This is a genomic window from Gemmiger formicilis (assembly GCF_018784445.1).
Lineage (GTDB): Bacteria > Bacillota > Clostridia > Oscillospirales > Ruminococcaceae > Gemmiger.
The window spans coordinates 159914-171867 of the sequence record NZ_WQOH01000004.1 but is presented as its reverse complement, the minus strand read 5'-3'; the positions used below and the strand labels follow the sequence as shown (position 1 = coordinate 171867).

Sequence of the window (11954 nt, the reverse complement as noted above, 5' to 3'; positions counted from 1 at the left end):
CAGTAGTTTCCCCTTGCCCCGGCGATGCAATAAAAAAGAGGAGTTATACCCATGCGCCGGGTATAACTCCTTTTTTTAAATCACATAATCATTCCCCGGCTGGGCGGTGTTGACCAAGTCGGCTAGGGTGATGCCGTCGAAGTAGTCGTTGATCATCGTGTTCAGCTTGCGCCACATGGGTAGGGTGCGGCATTCCACCATGCGGGGGCACTCCACCGGGTTCTGTCCTAAACACGCCACCGGGGCCAGGCTCCCTTCGGTCAGGCGCAAAATATTCCCCACCGTGTATTCCCCGGGCGTTTTGGTCAGGCGGTAGCCGCCGGACTTGCCCCGCAGGCCGGTCAGATAACGCGCTTTGACCAGACTTTTGACGATGGCCTCCAGGTATTTTTCCGAAATTTCCTGCCGAGCGGCAATTTCTTTTAGGGGGATGTAGCTGTCGTGCTGGTTCTCGGCAATGTCGATCATGACCCGCAACGCATAACGGCCTTTCGTTGAAATCATCATTTGGTTTTTGCTCCTTCGTTTTCTTATTTCCTATTATACAAGTTGGTAAATAGGATAGCAACCCCTTTGCCGCAAAAAAAGTTGCCAAAATTCCCTATTTCCCTATTGACAAATGGGAAAATATGTTGTACAATCCTATCAACCTATAAGAAAGGTATGAATTGATATGTGAAAGGGATTTGCACCATACGCGCGATGTCGCCGTCACACGCTGTAAAAACCGTAACATTGTAAATAAACAGAAATGACGATGGAGGAAACTACCATGAGCAAGATTTATACTTCCGCTGACCAGCTGATCGGCCGCACCCCCCTGCTGGAACTCACCCACATTGAAGCCACCGAAGGACTGGACGCCAAGATCCTGGCCAAGCTGGAATATTTCAACCCCGCCGGTTCCGTCAAGGACCGCATTGCCAAGGCGATGATCGATGACGCCGAGGCCACCGGCAAACTGAAGCCCGGTTCCGTCATCATTGAGCCGACCTCCGGCAACACCGGCATCGGCTTGGCATCCGTCGCCGCCGCCCGCGGCTACCGCATCATCATCGTCATGCCTGAGACGATGAGCGTAGAGCGCCGCCAGCTGATGAAGGCCTACGGTGCCGAGCTGGTGCTGACCGACGGCTCCAAGGGCATGAAGGGCGCGATCGCCAAGGCTGACGAGCTGGCGAAGGAGATTCCCAACAGCTTTGTGCCCGGCCAGTTTGTGAACCCGGCCAACCCCGACGCCCACAAGCGCACCACCGGCCCCGAGATCTGGGAGGACACCGACGGCAAGGTCGATATCTTTGTTGCAGGTGTCGGCACCGGCGGCACCGTGACCGGCGTTGGCGAGTACCTGAAGAGCCAGAACCCCGCCGTCAAGATCGTGGCCGTCGAGCCTGCCACCTCCCCTGTGCTGAGCAAGGGCACCGCCGGTGCGCACAAGATTCAGGGCATCGGTGCCGGCTTTGTACCTGACGTGCTGAACACCAAGGTTTACGACGAAGTCATCCCCGTTGCCAACGAGGACGCCTTTGCCACCGGCAAGCTGGTCGGCCACAAGGAGGGCGTGCTGGTAGGTATTTCCTCCGGCGCTGCGCTGTGGGCTGCCATCCAGCTGGCCAAGCGCCCCGAGAACAAGGGCAAGACCATCGTGGCGCTGCTGCCCGACACCGGCGACCGCTATCTGTCCACCCCGCTGTTCGCGGACTGATTGCAATAACAGGAAACCTTTGCTATAATAGGGGTACTGTTGCATACAAAGTGGAGGCCGCAGGGGCCGGACAGGTTCGGCCCTCAGCTTTCCCGGCAATGCTCTGTCAGAGCAAGGCCGCGGGCGGAGTATGCCCCGCCCCTACAACTCAACAATTTTCAATGTGCAGCACGGTTTTGTGCTGCACATTTTTTATACAAGGAGGTTTTCCATGACTACTACCCCCGGTGCGCTGATTGCGATGAGCGGCGGCGTGGACAGCACGGTTGCCGCTTACCTGATGAAAAAGGCGGGTTACCGCTGCATGGGCGCGACCATGCGGCTGTACCAGAATGAAGATTTGGGCCAGAGCGGCTTCCACACCTGCTGCTCAGCCCAGGATGTGGAGGATGCCGCCGATGTGGCATTCCAGCTGGACATTCCCTTCCAGGTCGTGAACTATACTGAGGAATTTCGCGAGAAGGTCATCGGCAAGTTCATTGCCACCTACGAGGCAGGCGGCACGCCGAACCCTTGCATCGACTGCAACCGCACGATGAAGTTTGACAAGATGCTGGACTTTGCGCGGGAGAACGGCCTGGATTACGTTGTGACCGGCCACTATGCCCGCATAGAGCAAGACCCTGACACCGGCCGCTGGCTGCTGAAAAAGGCCCTGTACGCCGACAAGGACCAGAGCTACGTTCTGTACGTACTGACGCAGGATCAGCTGGCCCACACCAAGTTCCCGCTGGGCGGCATGGACAAGCCCTCCATCCGCAAAATTGCCGAGGAGCAGGGCTTTTGCAACGCCCGCAAGCATGACAGCCAGGATATCTGCTTTGTACCCGATGGCGATTACGTCGGCTTTATGGAGCGCTACACCGGCAAATATTACCCGGACGGCGATTTTATTGACAGGAACGGCAAGGTCGTGGGCCGCCACCACGGCGCGGTGCGCTACACCAACGGCCAGCGCAAGGGTCTGGGGCTGGCGCTGGGTGCACCGGTCTACGTCTGCGGCAAGGACATGGAGAAGAACACTGTCACCGTCGGCCCCGAGAGCGCGCTGTTCACCACAACGCTGATCGCCGACGATTTCAACTGGATCTCGATTCCCGAGCTGACCGCGCCGATGCGGGTAAAGGCCAAGGCCCGCTACCGCCAGGTGGAGCAGCCTGCCACGGTCTACCCGCTGGACAACGGCCTGGTCAAGGTCGTCTTTGACGAACCCCAGCGCGCCATCACCCGCGGCCAGTCGGTGGTACTGTATGACGGGGATGTGGTCGTCGGCGGGGGGACGATTTTGTAAAGAGCGAGGCTTCCCCCAAGGGGGAAGCTGTCAGCGGCCCCGACCGCTGACTGATGAGGGGCCTCCTCGCCGCCATGACCCGTTTATGGGTTGACGCCGCACACGCGCCCCTCATCTGGCCCTGCGGGGCCACCTTCCCCCAAAGGGGGAAGGCTTAGGAATTTATAAATTTCCCTTTTTCCTATTGACATATCGGTTTATCCGTATTATAATACAGACAAACCTACGGAATTTATAGGTTATTTAGTAAATTCAAAGGAGGTGCAAAGCATATGGCCCATGTATTCGGCAGTCTGCTGCGTCAGAATTTCCGCTGTGGCCGAATGCCTAACTCCCGGGTGGAAAACGTCCGGGCGCGTGGGCTTGCTTTGCATTGCCTGTAAAATTTCGCGCCGCACTGTATTTTCTGCCCGGGAGTTGTAACTGTACGACCCCCGGCTTTTCTTTTGCGTCAACAACTTAAAGAATAAAAACAGAAATGAGGATTTTATCATGAGCGAGCGTAAACTGCATTTTGAGACCCTTCAGCTGCACGTCGGCCAGGAGCAGGCTGACCCTGTCACCGATTCCCGCGCCGTGCCTATCTACCAGACCACTTCCTACGTTTTCCACAACGCCCAGCACGCCGCTGACCGTTTCGGCCTGCGCGATGCCGGCAACATCTACGGCCGCCTGACCAACACCACCGAGGATGTCTTTGAGAAACGCATTGCCGCTCTTGAGGGCGGCGTTGCTGCCCTGGCCGTTGCCTCCGGTGCAGCTGCCATCAACTACACCATCCAGGCGCTGGCCCAGAACGGCGGCCATATCGTCGCCCAAAAGACCATCTACGGCGGCACCTCCAATCTGTTGGAGCACACCCTGCCTGCCTTCGGCGTTGAGACGACCTTCGTCAACGCCCATGACCTGGCCGAGGTCGAAGGCGCTGTCAAGGAGAACACCCGCGCCATCTATCTGGAGACGCTGGGTAACCCCAACTCTGACATTCCCGACATCGACGCCATCGCCGAGATTGCCCACAAGCACAACATCCCGCTGGTCATCGACAACACCTTCGGCACTCCGTACCTGATCCGTCCGATCGAGCACGGCGCGGACATCGTTGTCCACTCTGCCACCAAGTTCATCGGCGGCCACGGCACCACGCTGGGCGGTGTCATCGTCGATTCCGGCAAGTTCGACTGGAAGGCCAGCGGCAAGTTCCCCGCGTTTGCTGACCCCAACCCCAGCTACCACGGCGTCAGCTTCGTGGATGCTGCCGGTCCCGCCGCGTTCGTGACCTATATCCGCGCTATCATCCTGCGTGACACCGGCGCCTGCATCAGCCCGTTCAACGCGTTCCTACTGCTGCAGGGCACCGAGACGCTCTCCCTGCGCCTGGACCGCCACGTCGAGAACACCAAGAAGGTCGTGGAGTACCTGACCCATCACCCCAAGGTGGAGAAGGTCAACCACCCCAGCCTGCCTGACCACCCCGACCACGCCCTGTATGAGAAGTACTTCCCCAATGGCGGTGCGTCCATCTTCACCTTCAACATCAAGGGCGGCCAGAAGGAAGCCTTTGAATTCATCGACCATCTGCAGATCTTCTCTCTGCTGGCCAACGTTGCCGACGTGAAGAGCCTGGTCATCCACCCGGCCACCACCACCCACGCCCAGCTTTCCCCCGAGGAGCTGGCTGACGTCGGCATCCAGGAGAACACAATCCGCCTGTCCATCGGCACCGAGCACGTCGACGATATCATCGCTGATCTTGATCAGGCCTTTGCCGCCGTGGAGTAACCCGGCAAGGCATTTTTAGAGGGTATATAGGGATTTGAATACGACCGCCGCCCATGGGATGCAAGCCCTGCGGGCGGCGGTTTTGTTTGCAATTTGCTTTGAAATATTGTATGCTTGTTATAAAAACCGCGAGGCAGAGTTGTAAGGGCCGCGCATGTGCGGCCCGTGACCTTGCCTTTACTGCGCACCTGCCTTACACGGCAGGGCCGGGTATACCCGGCCCCTACACCTCAACGAAGGAAAAAGCCATCATGCAGATTATTGAAATTACAGATTTGTCCATCCCCGAGCTTGCCCCTTACACCAAGCTGACCGAATCCCAGCTGCGCAACAAGCTGGAACCCGAAAAGGGTATTTTCATCGCCGAAAGCCCCAAGGTCATCGGTACGGCGTTTGATGCCGGGTGCGAGCCGCTCTCGTTTTTGATGGAGCGCCGCCAGATTGACGGCCCGGCTGCCGGGGTGCTGGCCCGCTGCCCGGATGCGACCGTCTACACCGCCGACCGCAGCGTGTTACAGGTGCTGACCGGCTATGTGCTGACCCGGGGCGTGCTGTGCGCCATGCGCCGCCCTGCGCCCCACACGGCCGAGGAGCTGTGCAGGAACGCCCACCGCGTCGCCGTTTTGGAAGGTATTGTGGACTCTACCAACATCGGCGCGATTTTCCGGGGCGCGGCGGCTCTGGGCATGGACGCTGTGCTGTTGTCGCCGTCCTGCTGCGACCCGCTGTGCCGCCGCGCCGTGCGTGTGAGCATGGGCACGGTGTTCCAGGTGCCGTGGGCCGTTTTAGGCGACAGCCCTGCGGACTGGCCTGAGGGCGGCATGGCCCGGCTGCACGCCATGGGCTTTAAGACCGCCGCTATGGCGCTGGACAACCGCGCTGTCAGCATCGACGACCCGGCGCTGCATACCGAGGACAAACTCGCCATTGTATTGGGCACCGAGGGCGACGGCCTGGCCCACAACACGATTGCCCACTGCGACTACACCGTCATGATCCCGATGCAGCACGGAGTAGATTCGCTGAATGTGGCGGCCGCCGGAGCCGTGGCGTTTTGGGAGCTTAGGAAAAGATAATTCCCTAAACCTTCCCCCTTGGGGGAAGGCTTCTCATCGTCAAACTGCCTCAAAAATATGACGAAAGTTTTACGCCCTGTTGACCGAAACGTCAAGGGGGCGTGTTGTTTTTATGTTTCCAAAATGTTACAATATTTATACACGCGTGCGCAATGCGTGCAATAACGAAACGGAGGGGTTTCTCCCATGGGCTTCCTGAAAAAATTTACCAAGCAGGAGATCAGCTGGATGATGTACGACTGGGCCAACAGCGCCCACTCGGTCATCGTCGTGACCATCCTGCCCATCTTCTTTGACACAGTCGCGGGCTACACGGCGGACAGTGTTTCCAGTATGTCCACCTGGGGCTTTGCCACGAGCCTTGCCATGGCCATCGTCGCCCTCAGCGCACCGTTTTTGGGCGTGTTCGGCGATATCCGCGGAATGCGCAAAAAGCTGTTCCTTGTGTTCCTGCTGCTTGGCGTCGCTTCGGTAGGGGGATTGGCCTTCACCCCATTTATGGACTTCACCGCCTCGCCCGAAGCTGCGGGCCGGGTCGCGGCGATGGTCCTGGTGCTCTACATCACAAGTACCATCGGCTTTGATGCGTCCTGCATCTACTACGATGCGTTTTTGACCGACGTCACGACCGAGGAGCGTATGGACTCCGTTTCCACCCTGGGTTACGGCCTCGGCTACATCGGCGGCTCGACGATTCCGCTGCTGATTTTCCTCATCATGAACGCCGTCGGCGTGCCGATGCTGACCTGTCTTGGCTTCATCTTCGGCCTGACCGCCGTGTGGTGGCTCGTGTTCAGCCTCCCGCTTTTGAAAAACTGCGAGCAGACCACCGGCAAGCCCTACGAGAAGGGCGCGGTCGGCGCAGGCATCAAGAGCGTGTTTACGACCCTGAAGGAGATCGGCGCGGATAAGCCGATGCTTGTCTACATTGTAGCGTACTTTTTCTACATCGACGGCGTTCACACCATCATCAGTATGTCCACAAGCTACGGCACCAACCTGGGGCTGGATTCCGCCGGTATGCTGCTGGCGCTGCTGCTGGTGCAGGTGCTGGGCCTGCCGTTCTGCCTTTTGTACATGAAGCTGGCGGAGAAATTCGGCGCGCGCACGATGGTGGGCGTGGGCATCTGCGTGTATATGTTTATCTGCGTGTTTGCGTTCTTTATGAACAGCCTGTGGCAGTTCTGGATGCTGGCCGTGCTGTGCGCCACCAGCCAGGGCGGCATCCAGGCGCTGTCCCGCTCGATGTTTGGCAAGCTGATCCCCGACAAGGACCGCAGCGGTGAGTTTTTCGGCTTCTTTGATATTTTCGGTAAGTTCTCCTCCATCATGGGGCCCGCGCTGGTGGGGTTTGTCAGCGCCTTTGCCGCCAACAAAATGCTGGCTGACCAGGGCCTGACCGCCGCCACAGCCACCGCCGAGCAGATCGACGCCATCAACAAGGCTGCCGGCCCGTATGGTATTTTGTCCATCATCCTGATTATTATTGTCGGTGCTGTGCTGTATTTTGGCGTGCTGCCCAAGACGATGACGAACGATGAGAGGAAAATCTAAAAAAGATAAAAAATAAGAGATAAAAGATAATAAAATTGGTGGGATGCGTCGCTGATGCTCCGCAAATTTGACATTTTCCCCGCCCCGCGTTACAATATTTTCTACGCTCACCAACGAAAGGGGAATCCCGATGCCGGAAGGCTATACCCATGTGCGCACCGCCGCAAAAGCGGCGGTGGCGATCCATTACAAAATCCAGTGCCCGGCGGCGTTCGCGGCCGGTGCCAACGGCCCGGACAGCTTTTTCTGCTATGAGGTCTGGAAAAAACGCGCAAAACGCCACTACGACCTGCCGGGCCTCGGCAACCGTATGCACGAGGAAAAGACCGGCGCGTTCCTGCGCAGCCTGTGCGCCAACGTCAAGACCCGCCCCCAGGTGGAGTATACGCTGGGCTTTTTGAGCCACTACGCCACCGACACCGTCGTGCATCCCTTCGTCTGCGCCATGTGCGAAAAAGGCCAGCCATACGGCAAAAAGGGCGGCCACGGCTACCTGGAGATTGCACTGGACTCCACCCTGCACGCTGAGGATACCGGCTCAAGCCTTGTGCCCGTCGAGGACGTCAGTCCCCTGCCCACCGGCGAGGAGCTGGCTGACATTACGGCGCTGCTGCACACCTGCCTGCTGGAAACCTACGGTGAAGATATCCCGGTGGAGTACCTGGCCGATGCGTTCTGGCACACCTACAAGCTGCGAGGCATCTTTCCCAGCAAGCACGGCGTGCGCCGGGCGTTCTTCTGGCTCGTGGAGCCGCTGTTCGGCGGGCGCGGGTTCATCACCGGCCATGTATCGCCCCGGCAGCTGGACAAACGCCTGCCTGACGAGTGGACTGACCCCTTCACCGGCGAGCACCACGACGACGGGCTGTTTGCGCTGCTGCCCCGCGCGGTTTTGCGCAGCGAACAGTTTATGGGCGCGGCTTTGCTCTACTGGATGAACAAGCTGACCCCCGCCGAATTTTCCGAAAAGATCGGCAGCATGAGCTATTTGCAGGGCATCCCCACCCCGGAGAGCGACCCTGACGCACAAAATACCACAACTGAAAAGGAGATTTCCGTATGATCCGTATCACCATGCAGAACGGCAAGACCATTGACATTGAGCTGGACCACAGCGCCGCCCCCATCACCTGCGAGAACTTTGAAAAGCTCGTCAAGGACGGTTTTTACAACGGCCTGACGTTCCACCGCGTTATTTCCGGCTTCATGATCCAGGGAGGCGACCCCCAGGGCACCGGCATGGGCGGCCCGGGCTGGCACATCAAGGGTGAGTTTTTGCAGAACGGCGTTGCCAACCCCATCAAGCACACCCGCGGCGTCATCAGCATGGCCCGCTCGATGGATCCGAACTCCGCCGGCAGCCAGTTCTTCATCATGCACCAGGACGCCCCGCACCTGGACGGCAGCTACGCTGCTTTCGGCCATGTGGTGAAGGGCATTGAGGTCGTCGATGAGATTGCCGCCGTCGCCACCGACTGGAACGACAAGCCCCGCACCCCGGTCGTGATGGAAAAGGTCGAGATCGTCTAATTTGCCACGCGGTAGCACCCGGATGTTCGCGCATCCGGGTGTTTTGTTTGGGCAATCGCGCGCCTTTAGAATAATAGTTGAAATCTTCCCAAAAATCGGTTATACTATTTTGTAATAAAGTTGAAATATGGGGCATTGTCCCCTTTGATAAAGGAGCACAAAATGGCACATACCGTTATGGTCACTGGTGCAGACGGCTTTATTGGCAGCCATCTGACTGAAGAACTCGTCAAGCGCGGCGAAAAGGTCCGCGCATTCTGCCTGTACAATTCCTTCGGCTCGCTGGGCTGGATCGACACGCTGCCGCCGGAGATCCGCAATGAAATTGATGTCTTTATGGGCGACGTGCGCGACCCCAACGGCGTGCGTACCGCCATGCGCGGGCAGGAGCGGGTGTTCCACCTGGCAGCGCTTATCGCTATCCCCTTCTCCTACCACAGCCCGGACAGCTATGTGGACACCAACATCAAGGGCACGCTGAACGTGTTGAACGCCGCCCGTGAGCTGGGCACCCAGCGTGTGCTTGTCACCTCCACCAGCGAGGTCTACGGCACGGCGCAGTATGTGCCCATCGACGAGAAGCACCCCTTCCAGGGCCAAAGCCCCTACTCCGCCACCAAAATTGGTGCGGACCGCCTGGCTGAGAGCTTCTACCGCAGCTTTGACCTGCCTGTCACCATCGTGCGCCCCTTCAACACCTATGGCCCGCGCCAGAGCGGCCGCGCCATCATCCCGACGATTATTACACAGCTGCTGGCAGGCCAGACTGAAATCAAACTCGGCAGCCTGACCCCCACCCGCGACTTCAACTATGTCAAGGACACGGCCAACGGCTTTATGACGATTGCCGACTGCGACGCCGCCATCGGCCAGGAGCTGAACATTGCCACCGGCATTGAGCATTCCATCGGTGATCTGGCCAACGAGCTGATCGCCCAGATCAACCCGAATGCAAAGATCGTCTGCGAGGCCGAGCGCCTGCGCCCTGAAAAGAGCGAAGTCAACCGCCTGCTGGGCGATTCCACCAAGCTGCGCGAGCTGACCGGCTGGGCACCGCAGTACACCTTTGAGCAGGGCCTGGCCGCCACCATCGAGTTCCTGCGCGGCAACCTGGATCAGTACAAGGTCGGCCAGTACATCCTGTAATGCAGGGGCCGGGTATACCCGGCCTTCGACCTTGCCGCACCGGGCACTTTGCGGCGCGGCAAACAGCCGGGCGAGGTATGCCTCGCCCCTACCAAAATCTAAGTTTATGTCAAAAGTTTCCAAGAAAAAGTTACTTTCACCCACCGTGCAGCACCCCGCCGCCCGGTGGGCTTTCGTGTTGGTGCTGTGCGCCGCGCTGGGCATCGTGGCCAGCTACTACTGGCGCGTATTCTACGGGCTGGACGCCCGGGGCCTTGCGCCGCTGGCCGTCACCGGCTTTTGTGTGGGGCTCAGCATCCTGGCGGGCACAGCGGCGCTGCTTCTGCGCCGGGTCAAGGACTTTGCCAAACGGGGCACGGCGTGCATCCTTTTGTGCGGTACGTTGTTCGTCTTTGCAAATCCGCCGATGCAGACCCCCGATGAGACAGACCATTATCTGCGCACCTATGCGATTTCCATGGGGCACTTTGACTTTGACGCCGAGCGCGGCTACCCCGAGGACGTGAACGAGCTGGTCGCGGCGTTTCCCGGCGCATGGGTCAACACCCATACCTCGGCCGGTGTCGGCACGGACCCCGATACCCACGCCGAGCAGGCCTACAACACGACAGGCTATGCGCTGAAGCAATACGGCAAGGACGGCCGGGTCGAGAGCATCTGGGACAGCTTTACGCAGTATCTCAACTGGGAAAGCCGCGATTCTGCGGCAGATTCCGTAACTGAGCCCATCAGCTTTTTGATTTTGCCGTTTTTGCCCGGGGCACTGGGCATGGCGCTGGCGCGGCTGCTGGGATTTGGTGCGCTGGGCTGCCTGTACGGCGGGCGACTGGTCAACCTGCTGGCCTACGCGGCGCTGTGCTATGCGGCGCTGCGCACTGCGCACAAGTGCAAGCCTGCTTTTTTGTGTATAATGCTGCTGCCGATGTCGCTCTACATGGGCGCATCGTTAAGTTATGACGCCACGCTGCTGGGCTGCTACTACGTCATGCTGGCGCTGCTGACCCGCGCCGAGTGGGACGACCGCACGGCGCTGTGGTATGCGCTGGCTTGTGTGTTTGCCAACGGCACCAAGCCCTACATCAACCTGCTGTGGGTCGTGCTGCCCTTTGTGGTGCGCAGATCCGAGTGGAAGGTGCGGTTCAGCCGCGCCGTGTACGCCGTGCTGACAGCGGCGGGTGCGCTGGCACTGACCTTTGGCGTTGAGCAGTACGGCACACTTTTGCGCCACAATTACGGCGCGATTGCCCGACAGGGCGGCACCACCGTGAACGGCGGTGCGCAGCTTTTGTTTGTGCTGAAGAATCCCTTGCGTTATATCGCGGTTTTGCTGGGTACACTGTATGAGAACGACGGTTTTATCGGCCAACTGGGCTTGTTCGGCTGGAAGGATATGCCGGTGGCATTTATCAGCCTGACCGCGCCGCTGGTGCTGCTGGCGGCGGCGCTGCTCTGCACGCCGTCTGCCGATGCCCTGGGCCGCCGCCGCACCGGCTTGCTGTCGGTGTTCGGTCTCGTCTACGCCGTGGGCGCGATGACGGCCATGTATATTACCTACACCCCCGTGGGCATGGTGCGCATCGTCGGCCTGCAGACGCGGTATTTCCTGCCGGTGTGGCTGCTGGCGGTGCTGGCTGCTGCCGCGCTGGCCCGCCGTGCGCTTGCCCCGCGCTTGACCGCAGAAAAGGCCGCCGCCATCAGCGTCCGCCTGTGCGGGTGGTATGCGTTTGCAGGGGCAGCGCTCTTGTTCCAGCACTACTTTGTGGGGCCGGTGTATACGATTTATAAGTAAAGAAAAGGCTTCTCCCCTCGGGGGAGAAGCTGTCACCGAAGGTGACTGATGAGGGGCGGCGGTGCCTCTATAGCCCATGTA

10 protein-coding genes are annotated in these 11954 nt (G+C 59.3%); 9 read left to right on the top strand and 1 reads right to left on the bottom strand.

The window, feature by feature from the left end:
* Positions 1-75 precede the first annotated feature (75 nt).
* Positions 76-507, bottom strand: coding sequence for an RrF2 family transcriptional regulator (locus tag GPK89_RS01035; RefSeq protein ID WP_215690913.1), 432 nt, complete (start codon positions 505-507; stop codon positions 76-78).
* A 265-nt stretch (positions 508-772) separates the two neighbouring features.
* Here GPK89_RS01035 and cysK point away from each other — a divergent pair, with 265 nt between their 5' ends.
* The 9 genes from cysK (at position 773) to GPK89_RS00990 (ending at position 11873) form a co-directional block, all read left to right on the top strand.
* The gene (cysK, locus tag GPK89_RS01030) at positions 773-1705 is read left to right on the top strand and encodes a cysteine synthase A (protein ID WP_215690912.1); all 933 of its coding nucleotides are present in this window, start codon (positions 773-775) and stop codon (positions 1703-1705) included.
* Positions 1706-1916: 211 nt separating this feature from the next.
* Positions 1917-2996 carry a tRNA 2-thiouridine(34) synthase MnmA gene (mnmA, locus tag GPK89_RS01025; RefSeq protein ID WP_252261391.1) on the top strand — a complete coding sequence of 360 codons (1080 nt, stop codon included), beginning with the start codon at positions 1917-1919 and terminating at the stop codon, positions 2994-2996.
* Positions 2997-3488: 492 nt separating this feature from the next.
* Positions 3489-4778, top strand: coding sequence for an O-acetylhomoserine aminocarboxypropyltransferase/cysteine synthase family protein (locus GPK89_RS01020; RefSeq protein WP_215690909.1), 1290 nt, complete (start codon positions 3489-3491; stop codon positions 4776-4778).
* A gap of 248 nt (positions 4779-5026) precedes the next feature.
* Positions 5027-5854 (top strand): TrmH family RNA methyltransferase, encoded by an 828-nt coding sequence (locus GPK89_RS01015; RefSeq protein WP_215691463.1) that lies wholly within the window; start codon positions 5027-5029, stop codon positions 5852-5854.
* Between the two features lie 186 nt (positions 5855-6040).
* Entirely contained in the window at positions 6041-7408 is a 1368-nt protein-coding gene (locus tag GPK89_RS01010) for an MFS transporter (protein WP_215690907.1), read from the top strand.
* A 130-nt stretch (positions 7409-7538) separates the two neighbouring features.
* Positions 7539-8471 carry a zinc dependent phospholipase C family protein gene (locus tag GPK89_RS01005; RefSeq protein WP_215690904.1) on the top strand — a complete coding sequence of 311 codons (933 nt, stop codon included), beginning with the start codon at positions 7539-7541 and terminating at the stop codon, positions 8469-8471.
* Positions 8468-8938 carry a peptidylprolyl isomerase gene (locus GPK89_RS01000; RefSeq protein ID WP_215690902.1) on the top strand — a complete coding sequence of 157 codons (471 nt, stop codon included), beginning with the start codon at positions 8468-8470 and terminating at the stop codon, positions 8936-8938. Before GPK89_RS01005 ends, GPK89_RS01000 begins: the two co-directional genes overlap by 4 nt.
* Before the next feature lie 162 nt (positions 8939-9100).
* The gene (locus GPK89_RS00995) at positions 9101-10084 is read left to right on the top strand and encodes an NAD-dependent 4,6-dehydratase LegB (protein ID WP_215690901.1); all 984 of its coding nucleotides are present in this window, start codon (positions 9101-9103) and stop codon (positions 10082-10084) included.
* Between the two features lie 106 nt (positions 10085-10190).
* Positions 10191-11873: a DUF2142 domain-containing protein gene (locus GPK89_RS00990; RefSeq protein WP_215690892.1), complete on the top strand. Its 1683-nt coding sequence runs from the start codon at positions 10191-10193 to the stop codon at positions 11871-11873.
* The last annotated feature ends 81 nt before the right edge of the window (positions 11874-11954 follow it).